At 54.0% G+C, this 23840-nt stretch carries 22 protein-coding genes, 1 tRNA gene and 1 pseudogene; 9 read left to right on the plus strand and 15 right to left on the minus strand.

Translation table 11 applies throughout. From position 1 onward, the window contains the following. A partial coding sequence (locus KIF87_RS18690) for a hemagglutinin repeat-containing protein (protein ID WP_249665970.1) occupies window positions 1-3320 on the plus strand: 3320 nt, incomplete at its 5' end. Between the two features lie 258 nt (window positions 3321-3578). On the opposite strand, the gene KIF87_RS18695 is transcribed toward KIF87_RS18690, so the two are convergent. From KIF87_RS18695 to KIF87_RS18710, 4 genes are all read right to left on the minus strand, one after another. Beyond that, entirely contained in the window at window positions 3579-4667 is a 1089-nt protein-coding gene (locus tag KIF87_RS18695) for an AAA family ATPase (RefSeq protein WP_024906658.1), read from the minus strand. Window positions 4668-4814: 147 nt separating this feature from the next. Beyond that, complete coding sequence (locus KIF87_RS18700) at window positions 4815-5774, minus strand: YbgA family protein (RefSeq protein WP_063145778.1); 960 nt, start codon at window positions 5772-5774, stop codon at window positions 4815-4817. A gap of 102 nt (window positions 5775-5876) precedes the next feature. Continuing rightward, window positions 5877-6287, minus strand: coding sequence for a hydroxyisourate hydrolase (gene uraH / locus KIF87_RS18705; protein WP_024906656.1), 411 nt, complete (start codon window positions 6285-6287; stop codon window positions 5877-5879). Window positions 6288-6386: 99 nt separating this feature from the next. After that, on the minus strand, window positions 6387-7112 hold the full coding sequence (locus tag KIF87_RS18710; protein ID WP_121426055.1) for a MerR family transcriptional regulator: 726 nt from the start codon (window positions 7110-7112) through the stop codon (window positions 6387-6389). Between the two features lie 117 nt (window positions 7113-7229). Here KIF87_RS18710 and KIF87_RS18715 point away from each other — a divergent pair, with 117 nt between their 5' ends. Then, on the plus strand, window positions 7230-7754 hold the full coding sequence (locus KIF87_RS18715; RefSeq protein WP_029740779.1) for a lipocalin family protein: 525 nt from the start codon (window positions 7230-7232) through the stop codon (window positions 7752-7754). A 3-nt stretch (window positions 7755-7757) separates the two neighbouring features. Here KIF87_RS18715 and KIF87_RS18720 read toward each other — a convergent pair whose 3' ends face one another. From KIF87_RS18720 to KIF87_RS18745, 6 genes are read right to left on the minus strand one after another with little or no spacing between them, the layout of a single operon-like run. Beyond that, the gene (locus KIF87_RS18720; protein ID WP_484612458.1) at window positions 7758-8771 is read right to left on the minus strand and encodes a fimbrial protein; all 1014 of its coding nucleotides are present in this window, start codon (window positions 8769-8771) and stop codon (window positions 7758-7760) included. Next, window positions 8768-9283 (minus strand): fimbrial protein, encoded by a 516-nt coding sequence (locus KIF87_RS18725; RefSeq protein WP_213330070.1) that lies wholly within the window; start codon window positions 9281-9283, stop codon window positions 8768-8770. Before KIF87_RS18725 ends, KIF87_RS18720 begins: the two co-directional genes overlap by 4 nt. Further along, the gene (locus KIF87_RS18730; protein WP_213330072.1) at window positions 9274-11799 is read right to left on the minus strand and encodes a fimbria/pilus outer membrane usher protein; all 2526 of its coding nucleotides are present in this window, start codon (window positions 11797-11799) and stop codon (window positions 9274-9276) included. The genes KIF87_RS18725 and KIF87_RS18730 overlap by 10 nt, the downstream gene beginning before the upstream one ends. Window positions 11800-11822: 23 nt before the next feature. Then, a complete protein-coding gene (locus tag KIF87_RS18735) occupies window positions 11823-12500 on the minus strand; it encodes a fimbrial biogenesis chaperone (RefSeq protein WP_213330074.1) in 678 nt (225 codons plus the stop codon). Window positions 12501-12553: 53 nt separating this feature from the next. Further along, the gene (locus tag KIF87_RS18740; protein WP_213330076.1) at window positions 12554-13138 is read right to left on the minus strand and encodes a fimbrial protein; all 585 of its coding nucleotides are present in this window, start codon (window positions 13136-13138) and stop codon (window positions 12554-12556) included. Between the two features lie 53 nt (window positions 13139-13191). After that, a complete protein-coding gene (locus KIF87_RS18745) occupies window positions 13192-13794 on the minus strand; it encodes a helix-turn-helix transcriptional regulator (RefSeq protein WP_121426049.1) in 603 nt (200 codons plus the stop codon). A gap of 704 nt (window positions 13795-14498) precedes the next feature. On the opposite strand from KIF87_RS18745, the gene KIF87_RS18750 reads away from it, so the two are divergent. The 5 genes from KIF87_RS18750 to KIF87_RS18770 all read left to right on the plus strand — a co-directional run bounded on the left by KIF87_RS18750 (window position 14499) and on the right by KIF87_RS18770 (window position 18752). Next, window positions 14499-15260 (plus strand): winged helix-turn-helix domain-containing protein, encoded by a 762-nt coding sequence (locus KIF87_RS18750; RefSeq protein WP_121426048.1) that lies wholly within the window; start codon window positions 14499-14501, stop codon window positions 15258-15260. Window position 15261: 1 nt separating this feature from the next. Continuing rightward, on the plus strand, window positions 15262-15741 hold the full coding sequence (locus tag KIF87_RS18755) for a YqeJ family protein (protein ID WP_213330078.1): 480 nt from the start codon (window positions 15262-15264) through the stop codon (window positions 15739-15741). A gap of 131 nt (window positions 15742-15872) precedes the next feature. Continuing rightward, a complete protein-coding gene (locus KIF87_RS18760; protein WP_249665971.1) occupies window positions 15873-16871 on the plus strand; it encodes a GlxA family transcriptional regulator in 999 nt (332 codons plus the stop codon). Window positions 16872-16956: 85 nt separating this feature from the next. Next, entirely contained in the window at window positions 16957-18003 is a 1047-nt protein-coding gene (locus tag KIF87_RS18765) for a class I SAM-dependent methyltransferase (RefSeq protein WP_213330080.1), read from the plus strand. 293 nt (window positions 18004-18296) lie between these two features. Continuing rightward, on the plus strand, window positions 18297-18752 hold the full coding sequence (locus tag KIF87_RS18770; protein WP_213330082.1) for a GNAT family N-acetyltransferase: 456 nt from the start codon (window positions 18297-18299) through the stop codon (window positions 18750-18752). On the opposite strand, the pseudogene KIF87_RS18775 reads toward KIF87_RS18770, so the two are convergent. Both KIF87_RS18775 and KIF87_RS18780 read right to left on the minus strand, forming a co-directional pair. After that, window positions 18742-19770 (minus strand): annotated as a pseudogene (locus tag KIF87_RS18775) (virulence RhuM family protein). The gene KIF87_RS18770 and the pseudogene KIF87_RS18775 sit on opposite strands and share 11 nt — an antisense overlap. Before the next feature lie 58 nt (window positions 19771-19828). Continuing rightward, entirely contained in the window at window positions 19829-20170 is a 342-nt protein-coding gene (locus tag KIF87_RS18780) for a SymE family type I addiction module toxin (protein WP_213330084.1), read from the minus strand. Window positions 20171-20298: 128 nt separating this feature from the next. Here KIF87_RS18780 and KIF87_RS18785 point away from each other — a divergent pair, with 128 nt between their 5' ends. After that, a complete protein-coding gene (locus tag KIF87_RS18785) occupies window positions 20299-20472 on the plus strand; it encodes a YlcI/YnfO family protein (protein WP_213330086.1) in 174 nt (57 codons plus the stop codon). Between the two features lie 274 nt (window positions 20473-20746). Here the strand turns inward: KIF87_RS18785 and KIF87_RS18790 are convergent, their stop codons facing one another. From KIF87_RS18790 to KIF87_RS18800, 3 genes are all read right to left on the minus strand, one after another. Further along, window positions 20747-21211 (minus strand): oxidoreductase, encoded by a 465-nt coding sequence (locus KIF87_RS18790; protein WP_213330087.1) that lies wholly within the window; start codon window positions 21209-21211, stop codon window positions 20747-20749. After that, window positions 21211-21912: a DUF3800 domain-containing protein gene (locus KIF87_RS18795; RefSeq protein ID WP_249665972.1), complete on the minus strand. Its 702-nt coding sequence runs from the start codon at window positions 21910-21912 to the stop codon at window positions 21211-21213. Before KIF87_RS18795 ends, KIF87_RS18790 begins: the two co-directional genes overlap by 1 nt. 146 nt (window positions 21913-22058) lie before the next feature. Next, window positions 22059-22153 (minus strand) — tRNA-Sec (locus KIF87_RS18800). A gap of 288 nt (window positions 22154-22441) precedes the next feature. Here KIF87_RS18800 and KIF87_RS18805 point away from each other — a divergent pair. Continuing rightward, window positions 22442-23833 (plus strand): glycoside-pentoside-hexuronide family transporter, encoded by a 1392-nt coding sequence (locus KIF87_RS18805; RefSeq protein ID WP_010426452.1) that lies wholly within the window; start codon window positions 22442-22444, stop codon window positions 23831-23833. Window positions 23834-23840 lie beyond the last annotated feature (7 nt).

Raw genomic sequence — 23840 nt, forward strand, 5'->3', positions numbered from 1 at the left:
CGCTGGCGGCGGAGAAAAGCGTCGGGCTGCAGGCGGGTCGCGACGTGAATCTGGCTGCGGAAGAGACCACGCAGGGCGACAGCTATAGGTCAGGCAAGAAAACCGTTATTAACGAATCGGTGCGTCAGCAGGGAACCGAGATCGCCAGCGGGGCGAATACCCAAATCCTCGCCGGACGCGATGTCACCACTGAAGCCGCGCAGGTGACGGCGAAGGGCGATATCGGCGTGGCGGCAGGCCGCGACGTCAATCTCAATACCGCAACCGAAAGCGATTATCACTACAAAGAGCAGACCAAAACCAAAAAAGGTTTCCTCAGCAAGAAAACCACCCACACCATCGAGGAGGACAGCGCGACGCGTGAATCCGGCTCTTTGCTGAGCGGCGACAACGTGCAGGTGGTGGCGGGCAATGGCGACGTGCAGCTTAAGGCGGGCAACAACGTCGATATCGTGGCGGCCACGAACAGCGACACCTCCTGGCGCTTTAAGGAAGAGAAAAAATCCGGCCTGATGGGCTCGGGCGGGATTGGCTTCACCATCGGCAGCAGTAAAAGCACGCACGATCTTCGTGAGAAGGGCACCACCCAGAGCCAGAGCTTCAGTACGGTGGGTTCGACGGGGGGGAGCGTTGATATTGCCGCCGGTAATCAGCTGCATGTCGGCGGTGCGGACCTGGTGGCTGGCAAAAATATGGCGCTCACCGGCGACAGCGTGGTGATCGAGCCAGGTCATGACAAACGCGCCCGCGATGAGAAGTTTGAACAAAAATCCAGTGGCCTTACGGTGGCTCTGTCTGGCGTAGTGGGTGGCGCAATCAACAGCGCTGTTACCACTGCACAGGAGGCGTCTAAAGAAAGTGATGGACGTCTGGCTGCCCTGCAGGCAACGAAAGCGACACTCTCGGGCGTACAGGCGGCGCAGGGAGCGGTTGTTGCCCAGCAGACTGGCGATCCAGCGAACGGATTTGGTGTCAGCCTCTCTCTGACTAGTCAGAAATCGAAATCTCAGCAGCATGCCGATAGCGACACGGTAGCGGGCAGCACGATCAATGCCGGAAACGATCTTTCCATTACCGCCACGGGCAAAGGTAAGAGTGCGAATAGCGGCGATATCCTGATCGGCGGTAGTCAGTTGAAAGCGGGCGGTGACGCCACGCTGAATGCTGAAAACGACATCCTGCTGACGGGAGCGGCCAACACGCAGAAAACCACCGGCAAAAACAGCAGCAGCGGTGGTGGTGTGGGCGTAAGTATTGGGGGCGGCAGCGGCGGGATGGGGATCAGTGTCTTCGCCAATGTGAATGCGTCTAAAGGTAATGAAAAAGGTAACGGCACCGCCTGGACCGAAACCACGCTGGACAGCGGCGGTACGGTCTCCATGACCAGCGGTAGAGATGCCATTCTGAACGGGGCGCAGGTCAACGGTGAGAAGATTGTCGCTGATATTGGCCGCGATCTTTTGATGAGTAGTCAGCAGGACAATAATGATTACAAATCTAAGCAGACCAGCGTAGCGGCGGGCGGCAGCTTCACGTTCGGCAGTATGACTGGCTCCGGCTACATCAGTGCCAGTCAGGATAAGATGAAGAGCACGTACGACTCCGTTCAAGAGCAGACGGGGTTGTTTGCCGGTAATGGTGGATTTGACGTCACGGTTGGCCGTCACACGCAGTTGGATGGCGCGGTTATTGCCTCCACGGCTACGGCTGACAAAAATTCGTTAGACACGGGAACGCTGGGCTTTAGCGACCTTCACAACGAGGCGGATTATAAGGTCAGCCATACGGGTGTGAGCCTGAGTGGGAGCGGCAGTTTTGGCGATACCTTTAAAGGCAAAATGCCGGGCGGCATGATTTCAGGCGCAAGCCACAGCGGCCATGCGGAAGGTACCACTCAGGCGGCGGTGGCAGACGGCACCATTATCGTTCGCGATCGGGATAATCAGAAGCAGGATGTGGCAAACCTGAGCCGCGATACCGAACATGCCAACGACAGCATCAGCCCAATCTTCGACAAGGAGAAAGAGCAAAATCGCCTGAAAGCGGTCGGGCTTATCAGTGATATTGGCAGCCAGGCAGCGGATATCGCGCGGACGCAGGGAGAGATAGCGGCACGGAATGCCATGACCGATCCAGAGGCGCTGAAGGCGGCCAAAGAGAAGCTGAAATCGGAAGGTAATGCTAACCCAAGTGATAAGCAAATCGTGAATCAGGCTGGCCAGACGGCAATGGAGAAGTACGGTACAGGCAGCGATATTCAGCGCGGTATTCAGGCGGCAACGGCGGCACTTCAGGGACTGGCGGGCGGTAATATTGCGGGTGCATTGGCAGGCGCGTCGGCGCCTGAACTGGCGCATCTTCTTAAATCAACCGAAGGCGATTCGACCGTCAATACCGTTGCGCACGCTATTCTGGGCGGCGCGGTGGCGGCTCTTCAGGGTAACAGCGCCGCTGCGGGAGCTGCCGGAGCTGCAACGGGCGAGCTAGCTGCGCATGCTATAGCCAGCCTGCTCTATCCGGATGTGAAAGATCTGTCGAAACTGAGCGAAGATCAAAAGCAGACGGTCATTACTCTGGCATCAATATCGGCGGGGATGGCTGGAGGAATTGCGGGGAATAAGACGGCCTCGGCAGCAACGGGCGCGCAAAGCGGGAAGAATGCAGCTGAAAATAATGCAACTTCTTTACCTCTACCTGATGGTCTGGCCAACTATATGACTTCTGCAGGCTCATTGAACAATTATGCGGAAGACAAAGGTGCATCTGCGGATGAAAAGCAGGCCATGTTGAATAAGCTGGCAAAAGGAGACTTGCCTGAAAATCAGCAACCCGCTACAGGGCTAGTTAAAGCATGGGGTGCGGGAATGTCAACTGTGGTTGCTCCAGCACTATTACCTGGAGCGGCAACGGCAGGATCCGTCGTGGCTTCTGGAATGATTGGTGGCACAGCAAATGTGTGGTCTCAATTAAACAGTAATGATCCCTTCAGCGTAACCGACGCACTTATAGCAACAGGGGTTAGTGGATTAACGCAAGGGCGTGGATTCTGGTTTACCGAAGGTGCAAGCATGGCTGGTGCTTATGCGGGGGCTGTGTTGCAAGGGAAAGATCCACTTGCTCCCACCATTGGTGCAGGAATAGGAACAGCGGGAGGGGTATTAACAGGCAAGGGTTATGAGAAAGTACAAGAAATGCTCCCGCAATATGTGATTCCGAAATTTACAGGAACGGTTCTGGAGTCATTGAGTTCTGAATATTTCGGAAGCAAAGGACAGGCTGCCACTGAGGCTATACAAAACAAATTAAGCGAGAAAAAATAATGTTTACTACGAGGATAAAATTATTCCTATTGCTGGTAGCTGTTTGGATCGCTGGCATTTTTGCCACGCTTTTATGCGGTCGTTTGCTGATAGCCTTTGTTACCTATTTTTTCGTCGGGCAATTTGATTTTCCAATGAGTGATCTTGTTGAAGCTGTTAACCTTTCCATTAGTGGTGGGGTAATCATTGGAGGAATACAATGCTTTATGTCGAAAGAAAAGAATCCATCCCGGTGAGTAGGAGATGAGGATATAGAGACTACCCCAGCCTCTCCACCCTGGTCTCCCCCTCAACCATAGACAGCTGATACAGCGAAAACGATCGCTGCTTCTCAATCAACTTCGCCAGCTCCGGCGAGTGGCTGGTGAGCCAGATCTGCGAGTAGCGGCTGGCCTCGGCGATTAAGCTCGCCAGCGCGGGCAGCATCTGCGGGTGCAGGCTGTTTTCCGGTTCGTTCAACGCGATAAACGCCGGTGGGCGCGGGCTTAACAGCGCTACCGCCAGGCACAGGAAGCGCAGGGTGCCGTCGGAGAACTCCGCCGGTTCCAGCGGCCTGCTCAGCCCCTCGCGCTGCATCATCATGCGAAAACGTCCGCCGGTGTTGTCGCTGTAAAACACGCAGCCGGGGAAGGCCTGGTCGAGGATGCGCATCAGCAGCAGCTCGTCGCCAATCTCCACGATGGTTTGAAACGCGGCCGCCAGGTTGGCACCGTCGCTGGCCAGCACCGGGGAGCGGAAACCGACCTGCGGGGCGCGCATCGCCGAGCCGGATGAGACGGAAAACTCATGATAAAAGCGCCAGTTACGCAGGGATTCGCGCATCTGCGACACTTCCGGGTAAAGATGCGGCTCGCCGAGCTGTCCGAATACCGATTCGTTCTCGTACAGCGTTCCGCTGTGGGTCACTTTCTCGTGATGCACGTTGTTCAGAAATACGGCCTGATTCTTACGCTTCATCAGCTGTGACGAAGGACGACGGTGCTGGCCGCTCAGCCAGATGGACTCCTCTTTGATAACCGGGTCGAGCTGAAACTGCGAGGGATAGGGCAGTTTCTCCACAAACCCGACCTGCAGCTCGTATTCGTAGGTCTCTGTTTCCACCGCTAGATTCATCCGCCGCAGCTGGTCGCTGCGGGTTTTGCCTGCCCAGAACACCTTCAGAATACCACCCTCGTTCGCCAGCGCCTGGGAAAACTGCCCCTGGGCGGCGCTGTGCATCAGATGTATCGCCTTGTAAATATTGGATTTCCCGGTGCCATTCGGCCCGAAGACGATGTTGAGCTGCTCCAGCTCCAGCGACATCTCGCGGATGGAGCGGTAGTTTTGAATGTGCAGGGTGTTGATCACTGGCAGGCCCCTTTTTTGCAGAATAAGCCTGTATATAATCACAGTATTTGAGATGAAATGCAAAAAAGAGACGACAGTGAGGATGTCGTCTAAACGGGGTACTGCTTTGGGCCTCTACGGGTCAATGGGGCCTTCGCATTTTTATGATCACTTGACTGCCAGACGCAGACCCAAATCATCAGGATAGGGATCAAAGTAGTTTTGCGTCATCAGATACCGGTCGGGGTATTCGGCCAGGTAGTGCTTCAGCAGCGTGATCGGGGCGAGAATAGGCAACTGTCCGTTGCGATAGTGCAGGATCACGTCGCGCAGCTCGCCGCGCTGGCGGGTGTTCAGCTGGCGACGGAAATACCCCTGGATATGCATCAGCACGTTGGTGTGATTCTTCCGCGAGGCGGGTTTTTTCAGGATGGTCATCAGCTTTTCCCGGTACGCCACGAAGAAGGCGTCCAGGTCTTCCCACTCGTGCAGCGAGGCAACGAACGGGCCGATTTCACGGTAGCCTGCCTGATGGTGCGCCAGGAGCTGAAGTTTGTAACGGCTGTGGAAGTCCAGCAGTGCGCGGCGCGTGAGGCCATTTTTACGCAGCGTGTTCAGTTCGTGCAGGGCAAATACCCGCTCGATAAAGTTTTCCCGCAGCACCGGGTCGTGCAGCCGACCGTCTTCCTCGACGGGCAGCCACGGGTAGGTTTCAAGAAGGGCGGCGGTGAACAGCCCGACGCCCTCCTTGCGGCCCCGGTTGCCGTTTTCATCGTACAGCCGCACGCGTTCCAGGCCGCAGCTTGGGGATTTTGCGCAGACGATAAATCCCGACAGATCGCCGATTTTTGGCAGGTAGTCCGCCGTAAAGTCGGCCATTTTCTGCGTAATGTCATCATGAGGCGGCTTGCTGAAACGGAGCTGCGTTTCGCCGCTGTCCGTCAGCGTCAGGCGTATGGCCGGGCGAGGCGTCGGCAGACCGATGGCCATTTCCGGGCAAACGGGCCTGAAATTCACCCACTGGGCCAGCTCATCCATGACGAAGCCCATACGCTTGTGTCCGCCGTCAAAGCGAACGGCGGATCCGGTCAAACATCCGCTAATACCGAGTACAGGTTTCGTTGTCATGGTGTGGTCCTCCCGTTCATATAATTAAAACTTACACAACATGACTAATTTGTCCAAGTATTCGCGGAACTATTTTTTATAATCCTTTAAAATCAATGCGTCTTAACTGCCCTTGTAGGTCGAGTAACCGTACTGGCTCAGCAGAAGCGGGATGTGCAGCTTTTCGTTGGTGCGGGTCACGGTAAACAGCACCGGGATCTCCGGGAAGAAGGAGTCCAGCTTTTTGCCGTGGAAGTAATCTGCGGTTTTGAAGGTCACTTTATACACGCCAGGCTGCATGTCCTGATCCTGCGGATAGAGCGATTTGATGCGGCCGTCGTGGTCGGTTTTGCCGCTGGCTATCGGGGTCCATTTGTCCTGCTGCTGCTTCTCCAGCGTAACGGTCACGTCCGACGGCGGCATCCCGGTTTGCTGGTCAAGAATGTGGACGCTCAGCGTGCCGGCAGGGGCGCTAAAGGCAGCAGGGGCAAAGGCCATCGAGGCCAGGATCAGCAGAGGGGCAGTTTTTTTCATGGTGTTTTCCTGTGGAGTTATTCGTCACAGGAAAACGTTAGCATCTGCGGCGCGGGAAAATATTCAACTTTTCGTGAAGATTCCCGCAGGAGAAAATTATCAGAGGATAATCACTTCAAGCGATACCTGCTGCTGCCACTGCTCCAGCTGCTTTTTCCGCCCGGCGGTGAGTTTGCCGCTGGTGACCAGAAGCCATTTACGCTCCGGGAAAATTTCCGGTGCCAGCGCGTCGGGCGGAACCGGCAGGATGTCGATTCGATGGCCCTGCCCGGTGCGCGTTAGGGCTTCGAGCCAGATCTCGCACGGGTCGTTCAGGTGCCAGCCGCTGAGCAGAATATTATCGCCCGGCGCTTTTTTATCGCCTTCGAGGCAAAACGAGGTGTAGGCGATGATGATGCCGTCGAGGATCGCGCGCAGGGTCATGGCGGCGGCGACGTTGGCCGAAACCTGGCTGCGCAGCGGGCGCAGCACGTTCGCGACCAGCTCCGGCCTTGGGTATTCGCGTCCGGCGTCGTAAATCATCTGGCGCAGGGACTCGACTTTGCCGTCCTGCAGGCGTTGCAGCATGTTCTGTTGCAGGGTTTGCCAGTTGTTGGTCCGACCCGGCATCGGGCGTTCCAGCAGCGGTTTGACCTGGCCGATCGGGACGCCTTTTTTTACCCAGTCGAGGATTTTGAGCGCCTGCTGGACGTCCTCATCGCTGTACTGGCGGTGGCCGCCTTCCGTGCGCTGTGGCTTGAGTAAACCATAGCGACGCTGCCACGCCCGCAGGGTGGTGGCGGTGATGCCGCTGAGTCTGGCGAATTCGCCGATGGAGTAAGCCATGTCCGTTTCCAGAGTGGAAGAATACTCTCAATATACTACGAATTTTCCCGAACGGGATGAAGCGCCGAAACGGTGCACTACACTTAACGTCCAACCGTGCAAATGAAAGGAATTCTCATGAAGCTATGGCCTGTTGTGACCGGTGTTGCCATTGCGCTGACGCTGGTCGCCTGTAAATCCCCCACGCCGCCGAAGGGCGTGCAGCCGATTTCTGGTTTTGACGCCAGCCGCTATCTCGGCAAATGGTACGAGGTCGCCCGTCTGGAAAACCGCTTTGAACGCGGGCTGGAGCAGGTAACCGCCACCTACGGCAAGCGCAGCGACGGCGGCATCAGCGTGCTTAACCGGGGCTACGATCCGGTGAAGAATAAGTGGAACGAGAGCGAAGGGAAAGCGTACTTTACCGGCGAGCCGACCACCGCCGCGCTCAAGGTGTCGTTCTTCGGCCCCTTCTACGGCGGCTATAACGTGATCAGGCTGGACGATAAGTACCAGTACGCCCTGGTCAGCGGCCCGAACCGCGACTACCTGTGGATCCTTTCGCGCACGCCAACCATTCCGGATGCGGTGAAGCAGGATTACCTGAACACCGCGCGCAGTCTTGGCTTCCGAACCGATCAGCTGGTGTGGGTGAAGCAGTAGTCCCTACTGGTAGGAAAACGTAATGCTGGCCAGCGCGTTGGCCGAGCCGGGGACCAGTTCGCCGGTTCGGATGTACTGCGCCTGGAACGGTAACGACAGGGTTTGCGCCGCCGCGGTGCTCTGGATAAAGAACTGGCCGGTCGTGCCCGCGGCCGAGCTGTCCGGTCCCATCGTCAACGGTCCGGTGCCGTTGTAGAAAAACTGCACCCCAACGCCGGACGCCGTGGAGTCTCCGGTCAGCGTCACCACCGACGAGGTGTTCGACGGCGTGGTCTGATCGGTCATCACCGCGTGAACCGCCACGTCCGCGTCGCAGGTCAGGCCGACGGTAAACGTCCCGGATGGCGACGTGCTTCCCACCGTGGGCAGAGTGCGTATATCAATGGTGCCGAGCGCCACGCTGGCGTTTTTGCTGCCGACCGTACACCCGCTGGCGGTTACCGTGATGGTGGTCGGGCTGATGATGACCTGCGCCGTTTTGACCTCGTTGTTATAGGCGGTTAATACCGCGGCGTTGATAGTCGGGATGTTATAGACGCCGGATTTCAGCGCCGTACCGGTTTTAATAAAGGTGACTTTTGCTGACCAGCCCAGATCCTGGGTGCTGGTAGTGGTACCTTCCGCCGGATAGCTTTGCGTCACACCGGTTTGCAGGGGAATGTATTTTGTACCATTAAAATCCTTCAGCCCGATGATATACCCTACCCCCGGCACGCCGGTTTCAAAAATGGTGTAGTTCACCCCGTCGACGGTGACCGTCATCCCGCTTGAGACGGCGCTGCTGCTCGGTTCCAGCGTGCTTTTGTTGCAGAGAATAACAAATCCGCACCAGAACACCTGCTGCACGCTGGCGGTGGCGCTCCAGGTCGATCCAATGATGTTGCCCGGCACCACCGAATCAGCGGGCCCGGTGTAGGTCATCGGCTGAGGGGAGAGGGTAATATCCGATTTCCACTCCATCGCCTGCAGGCTGGCACAGAGAAACATACTGCTGATAAAAAAGAATAAACGCATCATAGATACTCCGTTGTCCAGGTGGCGAAGGCTGACACATCACCGGCGCTCACGGGGGCGCCGGTGGCAACCAGCTGTGCGTAAAAGGTCATCTGTACGCTGTCATCCCCCGCCGTTCCGTACGCGGTGGTTTGCGTGTTCAGGGGAATGAGTACGCTCTCTTTATCGAGGATCTGCACCGCCACGCCGGTAGCGCCATCGTCGGCAATCTTCAACAGCTGCGGGTTGGCATCATCCGGCGTACCGCTGAAGCGGATTTTTACGCCAGCAAAGGTTGGCCCGCACGCTTCAAGCCTGAGCGTAAAGGGCGTTTTGATATTGCTGACGGCCCCGGCGCGCGTAAATTGTTTGATGCCAATGGTGCCCAGCGGCACGTTCTGCTCCTCGGAGTCCTGTGCCACCACGCAGGTATTGCCGATCAAATTGCCGGTGACGGAAACCAGCACGTCATACCCGCGAACGGGGAGAGCGAAAACCAGCAGTGCGATGCAGCCGAGCCGGAACATTACTGACATACCACCTCCTGAGAATAGAGACCGGTGCGGGCGTTATAGTTCTGCTTGTTTAAGGCGTAGGTAATGGCGCAGCGCTGGCTGTTGCCGCGACCCCACACGGCGTTCAGCTTTCCCTTCTCTGACAAACCGGACAGATACAGGCTGCCGCCATCGCCGACGATGCCGCTGGTTTTGTCATTATCGAGCGAGACCAGCGTGCCGAAGGGGAGCACGTCGTTGCCGTGACGCACGATAAACATCGCTTTTGCTCCCTGACGCGTGGTGAAGGTGGCGCGAACCAGGGCACCATCGGTAGGCGTTTTGTTGGCGATGGCGTTTTCCAGCTCCACGTCGTTGCCAGCGGTCGTCACGTCCAGTGCGACCTGGTTAACGCGGTACGGCGTGGCGTACGGGATCACCGCATAGCCACGGCTGTCCGTTTTGATGCCCTTATGGTTAAGCACGGCGACGTTGCTGGCCCCCGGGGCTTTTACCAGAATGTTGGTGTTCCCGAGCGGCTGGCTCAGCGTCAGGCCATCTTCATGCACTACCGCACCGCCGCTGATGCCGTAGCTGAGGTTGCGGGAGTTGCTGGTGTAGCTGTAGCCCAGGTTGTAGTCTCCCCGCGCGCCTTCGTATTGCAGGGTGGCATCGCCGCCGTAGTGCTGCTGGGCGCTGTAGCGCTGGTTGACGCTATAGAACAGATTTTCCTGGCCCGGCAGGTAGCCGCTCACGCCCGTGCTGGCGGTTGTACCTGTGGAGTCCGCATGGGTCGTGGTAAAGCGCGCGCGGGTAGACAGCGCCGGATTGCCCAGCGGGACCGAAATCGACATCGACAGGATGTTATCTTTCTTGTCGTCATACAGGCTTGAGCTTCGCTGAACGCTGACGCCAAGCGACACGTTGCGAAACGTGGCGTTCCACGCAAACTGCAGGCTTTGCGTGGTGTCTGACGTGTTCCAGTAGGTCTGCTGATCCCACGACAGTGACAGCGAGCCGTATTGTCCCATCGGCTGCGACAGCAGCAGCTGGTTTTTTGCCTTGCGCGACATGCGCAGGTTGTACACGTTGTCGTAATGGGTGGTGACGGTGCCATCGTTTTCCACCGTCTGCTTTGGCGATCCGCCCGACATCCCTTTGTACGTCGTGTCGCTGAGGGTATAAAACCCTTTCGTGGAGTAGCGCAGCGAGAAGAAGTTCACCCGCGTGCCAATGTCGTTCAGCAGCTTGCTGTAGCGCAGGCGCACCGAATCACCGCTGTAGTGCCGATCGTCCGCCAGCTGGCTGCGGGCATGGGTCAGGTCAAGAGAGTAGGCGCCAAAGCGGCCGAGGTTTTGCCCAAACCCGAAGGCCAGGCCGTTATACCGATCGGCAAACTGTGCCCCGCCGTAAAACGTCAGGCCATATTGCCAGCCATAGAACAGTTCGCCCTGCGCGAAAGAGGGCGCATCCTGATTGCCAGTCGGACGGTATTTCCCGGCACCGAGGGCATATTTCACCTGTCCGTTACGCACCAGGTTCGGCACGCTGGCAAAAGGAAGCGTGTATTGCGTTTTGCTGCCGTCGTTCTCCTGAATGGTGACCGCCAGATCGCCTCCCGAGGAGGTCGGGTAGAGATCTTTCAGCACAAACGCCCCTGGTGGAACGGAGGTTTGATAGATGATGTTGCCGTTCTGGCGAACCGTTACGGTAGCGTCGCTGCGCGCGATGCCCCGGACTTCCGGCGCATAGCCGCTGAGGCTGGCGGGCAGCATGTTGTCATCGGTTTTCAGGGCGATGCCGCGCAGGCCCACGGAATCGAAGACCTGCGCCGAGGTGTACGTTTCCCCGGCATACACCTGGGCGCGCAGGGCGTGAATATCGCGCTGCAGCCAGGTCTGCACGTGGGTGAGCTCATTGCTGTCTTTGGTCCACGTGGTGAAATCACGCAGCCGCCACGCGCCCAGGTTGACGCCGCTGTTGAGGCTCGCAAACAGCTGCTGTTCCCGCGTGCGCGTCTCGCCGCGATACTCATTGTTCGAGCCATTGACCACGTAATTCAGCCACGCGGCAGGAATGCCCGCCTCCCAGCTTTCCGGGCTGACATACCCGCGCGGCAAATTGCGCATCGCACTTTGCGGTACGGTGAAGCTCAGGGTGAGCGTCTTCTGGTCCAGATCAAACTGCGTATCCGCAAACGCCTTCGTTAAGAAGATGCAGCGCTGCGCCAGCGGCAGCGCTCCGCCCTTTGCCTGATGACTATCGATGCCCAGTGCGTCGAATTGATCAGGCGTGAGGCAGGGCAGCGCTTCACCCGTACTGTCTTCAGCAAGGCGGAACGTGACGTTACCTGTGAACGCGTAGTTGGTATTGATATACACGTTGAGGTTGTAATCACCCGGCGGCAACGCGCTCCCGGCGTTGACCCAGGCGAGATCGGCGCTGTTTGCGCTCTCGCCGTTGAGGAACGCGGGGTTAAATTGCAGCTCGCTTTCAGCAGCCACGGCTTGCCGAATCACCAGGGAGATCACCGTGGCGCACAGGATTTTTCTTTTCACGTGGTCACGCCTTACTGTTTGTATTATTGGGATAACGATGCGCGCGAAGCGGGGGTCCATGCCCCATAATCGTTAATGGTCTGAAAGCTCATGCTGCCCGCATGGCTGAAGGTTTCGGCCAGCGTCACGCTACCTTTCGGGGGCACCATCACCGGCTGCACCGGGATACCGTCAATTTTCACGTTGATGGTGGTGAGGTAGTACGGCGTAGGGTTGCTGAGCGTGACCTTTCCGGCGCGGTAGGAACCGGTCAGGCGTTTCCACGCCTCTCCTGGGCTCTCACTGAGTCCCGCCGGGCGATAAAAGACCTTGATGCGATTAGCCGATGCAAACTGCAGCGTATTCCCGGAGCCGCTTTTCGCCTGCTGGGGGATGGCTTTGACCGTCATCCAGTAGAGCGTCTCCCGATCCTCTGGCAGGGCTTTACCGTTAAACATGATTTTCACCGCGCTTTCGCTGGCCGGTTTCATGACGTAAAGCGGTGGCGTGATCACGAAGTCGTTGGTACGTTCGCCTTTCTCATTTTCCATCCATGACTGGATCAGGAACGTGGCGTCGGGATGGGTGTTTCTCACCTGCATCATCGACTGGGTGGTCGCGCTGGAGTAGACCATTCGCGTTGCGCCCAACCCCACGCCGCCGGCATAGACGGCGGAGGAACATAACGTACCCGCCAGGCAAATCAATGTGTTTACGCGCATAGTGTTTCTCCTGAAAGCTAAGTCAGGCCCGGCCAGCAGACCGGGCCTGAAGATTACGAATAGGTCACGGTGTAGGTCGCGACAGCGCTGGCATCACCCGCGGTGGCGCCGCCCTTCGGCGAGTAATATTTCGCGCTGAAGTTCAGGGTGTTGGCACCCTTGCGCAGAGGGATGGCCGAAGCAGGTTCACCCAGCTTCACTACGTTGCCCTGCTCGTCATAAAGGCGAATAGCCACGTTTTGCGCAGAGTTGGCGCTGCCGTTTGCCCCGACGGACAGGCTATTAACATCGGAACCGTCCGGCGTGCCGGTGAAGGTGACGGCCACGGTTGTCGCGGCAATCGGGTTATCTTCCGTTGAGGCTGAGGTGTCGGCGATTTCACAATCTTCCAGCGTGATGGCAAACGCTTTCGCCGTGCTGGCTTCGCTGCCCGCACTCGCCAGTGTCGCGGTACGCACTTCACCCATATCCACGTCAATGTTGGCGCTTCCTGCGCTGATGGCGCAGGCGGAGGTCACCACTTTGCCGTTAAAGTTCACCGTGCCGCCGCTGGTGCCGGCAGCCAGCGCCGTGCCAGCTGGCAGTAATGCAGCAATAGCGACCGCAAGCAGCGTTTTGGTATTGAATTGAGCTTTCATTGTCCTGATTCCATTATGGTGTTATGTCGAGATTTGCTCTGAAAGGAGCAGGTTTAACTGGTTAAAAAGACCAGCAAATCTGTCTTGTTCCTGAGCCCGAGTTTTCTTATCGCTGAGCTTTTTAACGCGCTGACACGACGGTAAGAAAGCTGCTCTGTTTCGGCGATGTAACGCATATCCAGACCCTTTCGCAGTTCCTTCAATACTCTCCATTCGCCCGGCGTCAGCGATAACGCCGTGGGTTTCTTTATTGGGCGATAACGGCTATCGACCAGTTTTAATACGCTGGCTCGCCAGTGATAAAGCGGGTCCTGCAGCGAGATATAAGCGTCTATTTCACCGCGTATCCACAGCCAGGAATTTGCCGGTGCGGAATACATGCAAATAAGCACGCCGGGATAGAGCACTTTCATCTTTTTGATATATTTCAGGCAATCATAACCCGCGTGATATTTATCCGTGCCGGATAAAAAAATCACGTCTACAGGTGTTGCCGTTAACATCTTTTCGAGCTCCGCGTAATCATTGCTTGATGCATTAATCTGCATGTCAGGGGCAATGTTTTTTAATAACGCGGCGATCCCCTGGCGCGTAAAGTGATCCCCACCCAATAGCGCGATATTTAAATGACGTGTGTTGTTGTGTTTATTCGCCATGACATTCCCTCGATTTATAATTGTAATGAGACTCGCCTGTATGGTAAGGCGATGCCTGATATTCTCGAAGCAATTAAGCATTGCACGGTGTGAGCTCACTATACTCAAGGCGTAAAAGAGGTAACCTGAATTAATCTTAATTTGTTTTAAGTGCAATTTACGTGTAGCGTCAATTCTCCTCGCTGAACCGTCTCTTACTTATCTGCCTGTAAATAATGATACCGGTATTTTTTATTAAAAAGTTGGCTTTAATAAATGTTTTGTAAGGGGATTGTCTGGTGATGTCATACGAGGTGCATTGTTACTGACGGTTACTAACAGTTTCGTGCTGAAATTGTTAATTAAGACGATAGCTTTAGAATTGGTCGGAATTTCGAAATCCGGTGGCAGGGCGCGTCCTCTCTGCTTTTCGCTAAAAAAATAAATTAAGCATGCTGAATAATTTAGACAGCGATGACTAAAGCGTTCAACTGGCGCATTTGTCGAGTTTTGTCAGTGTCAAGACGGATTAAGCGGCGATTAAGAAAAGTTCAGACTGATAGATGAGGGGAAAGGAAAAATAAGATTTTTCGCCAGGCGTCAGGATATACAGTTGCGCATTTATCCGTCACATTAATCCTTACACAGGCGAGGGATACGCAGGTTAACCGTAAAGGGATTTTACTGTAGTAACAGGTGTTGACCGGAGGTATTTAGCCCATTCTATGCATAAGTATTACATTATTAATGGCCTGGTAGAGTTTCACCCAGCAGCCAGCACATTACGCGATCTGAACAATCCCGAGCGGGTAGTGGTATTAAATTCCCCGGCGGGCCGCTGTTTGTTGTTATTAATAGAGAGAGTCGGAAGTATTGTGACTCAACAGGAGTGCATGGATATTGTCTGGCAGCGCCGGGGGATGTTGGTTTCGCCTAATACCTATTACCAGAACATTTCTATTCTGCGTAAAGGGCTGAAGAAGGTGGGTTTCGAAACCGATCCGATTGTGACTATCCCGCGCATTGGACTCACGCTCGCAAGCGATACGCAAATCACTATTAAAGAGACGCAGCCGCAGGCTGAAGAGGAAGAACACGCTGCGCCGGATGTCTGCGAAGAGACCGTCGCTCCGATGGTATCGACACGCCGCTTCTGGCTGCCGGCCGCGCTGGTGGTATTGCTGGTATTGGCTGGCGTGAGCGTTATAAGCCATCGCCTGATGCATGACAGCTATTTTGTGGACGGATACCGCTTCGCGACGAAGTTGGGCGAGTGCCAGCTCTATTTTGCTCGCGATATTGAAACACAACGCGATCGGGATAAAGCCCTGGTCTATGCCACCCCGTTTAAGGATCAGTGCGTGAACTATCCCTGGGTATATGTCAGCGGCTACACATTGCTACCTCGCGCGTCGGTCATTCGCTGTGACAGGCCAATGACGGAATCCAACCGCTGTATGTCTGATTATTTTATAGAGGATCGCTAGTATGATTCGCTACCGTCAAATGCTCTTTGCGCTCTGCCTGTGCCTGCTGATGGGGGCTGTTGCGGCGGCGTATTACCTCTGGCATCGCCATTACATTCAGCCCTTTGCCTGTCAGGTGAACTTTATTCAGCATCATCGGGATGAGACGCTCTCTCTGTGGCTGAATTACAGCGTGGAGGGTAACAGCGGAATACTCAGCATGAATGGCAAGGTGAAAAGCGACCCAACGAAGAGGCTAAATCGCAAAGTGTTCTTTCAGATTGAGCGTAGAGACAGCGTCTATAACCTGACGTCCGTACGCAATATAAAATTTCCGGACGACAACATCAGCGACAGCTGGCTTGAAAAGTACGAGCCCTTATTTTTTATCTACCCGGACAAGAATATTTATATGCGCATTAAGAAACAGCAGAATGAGAATTATTTATTTATTCTGGGGACGCTGCCAACCTATGTGTGCCACACGTCAAAAAACAGATAGCGAAAGGGAGAAATTCTTTTAAGTTTTGCCGGCGTCATTTATGCTTGATTTAACAGCTATGATATACATTATGGAAATATAATAGCAGCAATAATGTTGCGATAATGTAATTATTCTTCTTCGGCAAGTTAATGAAAACTTTAATTGATGATAGCGTCAGAATGACGCCTGCACGGAATAAATCCCTGCATATGGGTTTACTCCTGTGGCCCCAGTTCTCGCTTTTAGCATTTTCAGGATTGATAGAGGCGTTACGCATTGCATCCAGCGTCCAAAAGCGTAGCCAGAAAATATGCTTTAAACTCAGCCTGATAAGCGTTCACCCCGACTTACCGGTTGTAAGCAGCTCTGGTATCAGCGTAAGGCCCGATGCCGCCCATGCACCGCCCGGTGACTTCGACTACATTGCGGTGATTGGTGGAGGTCTGGAGCATCTTCACCAGGGGCACCGTGGCGACAGAGCGTTTCTCACGGATGCTCATCACAACAGCACTCCTCTGATAGGTATTGGTACCGGCAGCTTTATTCTGGCGGAGGAAGGCTTACTGAACGAGCGCCGTGCCTCGATTCATCCTCATCATCATGGCGTTTTCACGCAGCGGTTCCCGCAGGTTTATGCTGAGCAAGGCCTCGATTTTATCGACGAAGGTGATGTGCTGACCTGCCCGGGTGGGATCTCAACGCTCACCCTGGTAACGTCCCTGATCCGCGCCCACGGGGGAGACGACATTGCGGCTACTACCTCCTGGCGTCTGTCTCTTCCTCCACATGATGCCGCCACGCCACGGCCCGCGAATGTCGCCATGATCCCTGATTCACGACTGCGCAGGGCGGTGATGATTATCGAACAATATCTGACTCACCCGCTGAACGCCGCCAGGCTCGCGCAGGACGTCAAGCTGAGTGAACGTCAGCTCAACCGCCTGTTTCATGCCGAGTTTGGCAAAACGGCGCGGGAATTTATTCGCAGCGCCAGGCTACGCTATGCCTGCTGGCTGCTGAAAAACTCTCAGCAAAGCGTCACGGATATTGCGCGGCGGATGCGGTTCAGCGACTGCGCCCACTTTATTCGTCATTTTCAGACCGAGTACGGCTGTACGCCGGGAGTATGGCGCACGTCGCAGAACTGATGTGCCGATTTCGTGCTTTCTTCGTAGGGTATTACTGGCCCGCCTGGATAGACTTCCGTTAAAAGCCCAACGGAGGGAAGACGACATGAACTGGCAGCCTTTTCGCGGCGATGCACCGGAAAATATGACGATTTTTAGCGCGTCATTTCCCGACGTCAGCGACCAGTGGCCGATGAAAGAAGACGCTGCCCGTGAGATCGCCTCCCTTGACCGCGCCCTGAAAGCCGAGCCAGCGCTCCGGCCGCCGAGCGTGGAATACGACGAAGGGGGGCAGGCCGTGCTTGTTCCCCAGAACCGCTATTCCGAACAGGCCTTCCGCAACCGCCCGGCGCTTGCCGCGTGGCGAACCCGGCTTGTCCCCTCCGCGCTGGCGCTGTTTGTGGTGCAAAACCCGCTGGAAGACCGCCTGCCCGACGGCACAAAAATGGACAGCGACAGCCGCCAGTGGTTTATCCACGCTAACGATGCGGTTGGCGTGCGTTCCCGCGCCCGGGTGCTGGCCGCGCTGGTGGATAAGTACATTCATAATGAGAGCGAGAACAACTGGGTCAGCCTCGCGAGCGGCGCCGCCATCCCGGTGCTGGAGGCGCTGCGTGAAGCAAAGCTCGACGGCCAACAGGTCTATCTTACGCTGGTGGACAAAGACCCGGTGGCGCTCAGCTGGGCCGAAACCATGGCGGCTCAGGAAGGCATTGTGGTGGGCGAACAGCTGACGCTGCTCAGGCGCAACCTGCTCCATACCCTGGTGCGTAACGAGGACCTGCTGCTGGAGCTGGGCGAACATCAGGCCGAACTGGTCGACGCGCTGGGGATCTTCGAATACTTCAACGATACCGATGCGGTGATTTTTCTCCAGCGCGCGCTGCGGCTGGTCAAACCCGGCGGGGCGGTGATTGTGTCGAACATGCTGACCAGCAGCCCGCAAATTGACTTTGTGCTGCGGGGCATCGGCTGGGAGGATATTCACCCGAGGTCGTTACAGCAGCTGCAGAATATCCACCTCGCGGCGGGCGTGCCGGTGGAAAACGTCACCGTGGTGGTGCCGAAGGACGGGGTGTACGCGGTGATGGAGATTAGGGTAGGGGATGAAAAACCGCACGGTCAGTTCCCTCTCCCTGAGGGAGAGGGTTAGGGTGAGGGTGGACAGGGCGCTACAATATTTACCGTTCCTCAGCTGTTCTGTTTACCCGAACAACTGCCATGAAGGATTAGCTGGTTTCTTTATTCTCACTGTCTGTTGGGGATTCTTGTTTTTCATGCTCTATCTGCTGACCTGTCTCCTGAACCAACTTCCGGGCCATTTCCCTGATACGCTCTCGACTTTCAGATGTACGAGAGTTTATAACTTCATTTAAGGTCTTCAGTTTATTGCCTCCATGCTTCTGGATACTTGATTTAATCGCCGCGCTCTATAATGATCTCCCCATGAAAATAGAAACCGCACTCCCCACACACTTCGAACGTCTGGTCGCGATCTGGGAATCCTCCGTCCGCGCCACCCATCACTTTTTACAGGAAAGCGATATTGCGGCGCTGCGCCCGTTATTGCTTAACGCCTACCTGCCTAACCTCAAGGTCGTGATCGCTCGCGATGACGCAGGCGTTATTCACGGCTTTTTAGGCGTGGATGAAAACCGCATTGAAATGCTATTTGTTGACGACGCGAGCCGCGGGAAGGGCGTTGGGAAATTGCTGCTGACACACGCCATCGCAGAGTTCGGCGCGAAGGAGGTGGACGTGAATGAGCAGAACCCGCAGGGCGTCGCGTTTTATCGCCATATGCGGTTTGAGCAGGTCGGACGCTCGGAACTGGACGGGCAGGGGAATCCGTTTCCGTTGCTGCATATGAAGCTGAGCAGGGATAGCGGGATTAGCGTTTAGCCTGCTTTTCCCATTTTAATAAGTCGATGATATCTTTCTCGCCTTCGGCTTCTTTCAGCAGGCGCTGCTTTTTTTCAAACTCAATGTATTCTGAGCTCGCCTTTTCATCAGCAGCTTTCTTGCTGATTTTGTCTGCTCCTTCTAAAACGTCCCGGTCATTGAATTGCAGGAACTGATCGAGCTTGGTTTGCCAGTCTTGTAAAAATACCTGCTTGCGACGTTTGGCCTGATCTTCGGCAAAATCGAGCCACATATTAACGACGCGATTAAGCTCGCTCACCTCCTCCTGAGACAGATAATTTTTTGCAGTGGTGACATCGCTTTTACGGACTTCTTCGCCTTTAAAGCTGGTCAGCCCCATATGCGGTTGAGTAGCGTCCGCACGTTTGTGAATCAACTCAGCAGCGGTGTGGCCCGTGCAGGCAAAATGCAGTTTATTCTGGATGGTCTGGAAGAATTGCGTGGTTTCTTTGAGTTACGGCTGATAGTCAGCGGCTAATGCGAAAATCTCCCTCACGCGAAGATATACCCGGCGTTCGCTGGCCCGTATATCGCGAATGCGTTCCAGCATTTCATCGAAATAGTCAGATACGGCGGAAGATCCGACAGGTGGGTTTTTCAGGCGCTCGTCGTCCATAACGAAGCCTTTAACCAGGTATTCCTGCAGCGTTTGGGTGGCCCACTGTCGGAACTGTGTGCCTCGCGTGGAGCGGACGCGATAGCCGATGGCGAGAATGACGGGCAGGCTAAAGTATTGAACGTTATAAACTTTACCATCGCTGGCAGTTGTTCGGTAAAACCGAACAACTGAATTTTCGACCAGCTCACCCTCATCAAAAATATTCTTGATATGCCCACTGATCGTTGCTTTGGCTTTGCCGTATAACTCACAGATCGTGGCCTGTGAGAGCCACAACGTATCGCTTTCGAAGCGGCATTCAATGCGAACTTTTCCATCTTTGCTGGCAAACATGACGAATTCACCGGCTGGTGAATTAATTAATTCTTCATATGTCATGCTGCCTCCGCGTCATAAAGTTGATGCCTGTAAGCTCGTAGTATGCCAGAAACAGCCGCTAAGCCAGGTAGTTTGTATTTGATTTTGCGAGGCGCTTTCCAGCATGCGGAATTTGGATCGCCGCAAGCGCGTCCTCTATCTCAATGAGCTTTGCTTTCGTCCGTTTATAATCGTCCTGCAAACGCTGTTCCTGCTCATTATACGCAACCAGAACGATGCACCCTTTCATCACCTTTACCGTGACCTGTTGTCCGGTATCAAAACCCGCCGCGCGCAGCCACTTGCCGGAAAGGATAATTTTCGGCGTGGATTTGTCGAAAACATTCGGGCGGTATCCCACAATTAACGAACGCTCGGTTCCGGATTGGTCGGTGTCTGGGGTAGAATGCGAATCAGCCATAATCAACTCCTTGATAGTTGGTGAGGTTAGACGCCCTTTAGTGCTCCAACACTGTTGGGCGTTGTCAGAATTCCAAATCCATGTGGTAGGTACCACATGCGGATAAATTAACCTAAGTGGTACCTACCATGCAAGAGAAAAAGAAACCAAATTTTGACCGTACCAAAAGCACTATGAAGAACATCCGGTTCGAGGATGAGCTTTTGGAACAGATTGAAAAGGCTGCAGGGAAAGGGAATTTTAGTAAGTGGGTTAAGGAAGCATGTCAACGGAGATTACGGGAAAAAACGAGCAACAATTAGTCGTATGCTTAAGTTTTGTGAGTAAAAGTCTCCTCGAAAGGATGAGTAATGTTGCCTTATTAATTGATAGGTATTAACAATCAATTATTTACATTAATTTTTTTTAATAAATTTCAATGGGTTAAATCTAACTGTATGTGGTTTTACAATCTTGACTTTTCCAGGGATGGTTGACTCTAGATGTCCCGTAACTTACATTAATGGTGTCTCATCTACCATGCGTAGAAAGAGCGTACGAACCCGGTGCATAGAAATGTGTGTCGGGTTCAGCTTTTTATGACAGTTGTGATCTCGCTCTGCTGTTTGCAAGTTGCCTGCGTTTGCCACTTCTATTTACTATATAAGCTGTTTTTAACAGCCAGTAGTCTCTACGAGCAGCCAACACCACAACATAGTCTTCTATTTCATTCCAAATAACGAATTCCGTGTTACTTCCACGCCTCTCTTCCCAACAAGATAAATGTTCATTATCTGAATGAATAATCATATGAGATATCCATCTGATTCTGGCACACCGTGAAAGATCGGGAGTTCTTTCTTCTTCTTTTTCACCTTCGGAAGTCAAATGCCAAAATCCAAATTCTTTTCCATCATATTCAGGAGTGAAACGAGGTTGAACCGGAAGGCCCCGAAATCGGATGCCAGACCTTAGAAATGAATGCTGAAATTCATTATAGACCTCTTCAATATATAATGACCAGTCACCAGAGAATTCGAGCAGATCGGGCATTTCTAGCATTAGCGTGACTCCCAAACAAAAACATTGAATTTTCGCTCGGTAGGCAACGTGCTTCTTAATAGATCTCTATTAGTATAAAATCTTATTTTTTCGATGATCTGTAATTTACCTTCGTTTGTATTCAAACCTCTATGAAGATAACCTAAAGCACCTATAAATAAATCAGCAAGTTGTAGTTGTTGAACTTCGTGAGAACGTATATGCTGGATTCTTTGGATTGAATCCCTATTAAAATCATAACCTGAATTATGAAGAACCCTTCTTAATTTTTCAATCTTCTCGATTCCAAGGGTGTCTTTTATATCGAAATAAACTCTATATAAACTTTGGTTCTCAATTATGTTTTTCAATAAATAGAAACATATTTTATAATAAAATGTATTATGATCTTGATTGAATCTATGATGATCTAGCCTACTTTTATGGGGAACTATAACCGCTCTAAAACGTAAAGCTTGATTAGAAAAAAAGTAGTCAACTAATTCTAAATAAAATGCAACTTTAGATTTGGATACTTTGGTCCATTTTATTTCAAATTCTTCGCTTAAACCGTGTTTTACTTTTATCGCTCGGATATCACGGGAAATTTTCTTTGTAATTGAGTCAGGACACCATGTAGCACCTATCACCATAACTTCTTGGTGATCATGTAAAAGATGACATGATTCATCGCAAAACACGTTAAAGGTCTTAGTGTTCAAAATGACATTCTCCATACTAACATTGGGTAATTTTCCTAGAATTTTGGAATAAGTGCAATCTAGAAAAGAGAATAGGAAAAAAACAATGGAGAGATGCTTAGGTGGATGTACTTAATAAGGGTTGAAATTTATTTAAATCAATAAGTTGGCGGAAGATCACAGGAGTCGAACCTGCCCGGGAACGCTGGCGTCCCCAACTGGATTTGAAGTCCAGCCACCTCACCGGAGATGACGATCTTCCGCGCCTCGATTGCTACATGGAGGCGGGGCGCATTATAGCTACTTTCAGGCATTTACCACATACCCCACACCACTTTTTTCACCTCTCTTTTGACCTGTACACCCCTGTTTCAGTTAATTCCTAAGAAAATCCTCATGTTAGCCCCCCGTGCTCTCAACATTTACCGCGATCACAAAAAACAAGAAACGTAATCTGCTAACCAGAAAACGCAATACCCGCTCCTGAAACAATGGTTTAAAACTTTGTAACCGGTCTCAGCGCCCCCTACAGCGTGAAGGATAAAAAAAGATGAGCGAAGTTTTGTCAGTAAAAGAGAAGATTGGCTACGGCATGGGAGATGCCGCCAGCCACATCATTTTTGATAACGTCATGTTGTACATGATGTTCTTCTACACCGATATTTTCGGCATTCCCGCCGGGTTTGTCGGGACCATGTTCCTGCTGGCGCGCGCGCTGGATGCGATCTCCGACCCGTGCATGGGACTGATTGCCGATCGTACCCGCAGCCGCTGGGGCAAGTTTCGTCCGTGGATTTTGTTTGGCGCTATCCCGTTCGGCATCGTCTGCGTGCTGGCCTACACCACGCCGGACCTCAGCCTCAACGGCAAAATGGTTTACGCCGCCGTTACCTACACCCTGCTGACCCTGCTCTATACCGTGGTGAACATCCCGTACTGCGCGCTCGGCGGCGTGATCACCAACGACCCGACGCAGCGTATCTCCCTTCAGTCCTGGCGCTTTGTGCTGGCAACGGCGGGCGGCATGCTCTCCACGGTGCTGATGATGCCGCTGGTGAACCTGATTGGCGGCGACGATAAGGCGTTCGGCTTCCAGGGCGGCATCGCCGTGCTGTCGGTGGTCGCGTTCCTGATGCTGGCGTTCTGCTTCTTTACCACCAAAGAGCGCATCCAGGTGCCGCCGAGCACCACCTCCATGCGGGAAGACCTGCGCGACATCTGGCACAACGACCAGTGGCGCATCGTCGGCGTGCTCACCATCCTCAACATCCTCGCTGTCTGCGTGCGCGGCGGCGCGATGATGTACTACTGCACCTGGATCATGGGCTCGCCGGAGGTGTTCGTCGCGTTCCTCACCACCTACTGCGTCGGCAACCTGATCGGCTCCGCGCTGGCGAAACCGCTCACCGACTGGAAGTGCAAGGTCAGCATCTTCTGGTGGACCAACGCCGCGCTGGCGGTGGTCAGCGTGGCGATGTTCTTCGTCCCGATGCATGCCACCGTGCTGATGTTCGCCTTTATCTTCGTCATCGGCGTGCTGCACCAGCTGGTGACGCCGATTCAGTGGGTGATGATGTCCGATACCGTCGACTACGGCGAATGGACCAACGGCAAGCGCCTGACCGGCATTAGCTTTGCGGGCACGCTGTTCGTGCTGAAGCTTGGCCTGGCGCTGGGCGGGGCGATGATCGGCTGGATGCTGGCAGGCGGCGGCTACGACGCGGCAGCCAAAACCCAGAACAGCGCGACCATCAGCATCATTATCGGCCTGTTTACCCTGGCCCCGGCGGTCTGCTACGTGCTGAGCGCCATCATCGCTAAACGCTACTACACGCTGAAAACCCCTTTCCTGACCAAAATCATGGGCGAGCTGGCGCAGGGCGCGCGCCGCAATCAGCAGGAGTTTGAAAACCTGCCGGTCAGCAAAGAATTACAGAACTAAGAGGACG

Origin of the sequence: Enterobacter sp. 120016 (assembly GCF_018383635.1) — a bacterium.
GTDB classification, from domain to species: Bacteria; Pseudomonadota; Gammaproteobacteria; order Enterobacterales; family Enterobacteriaceae; genus Enterobacter; species Enterobacter asburiae_D.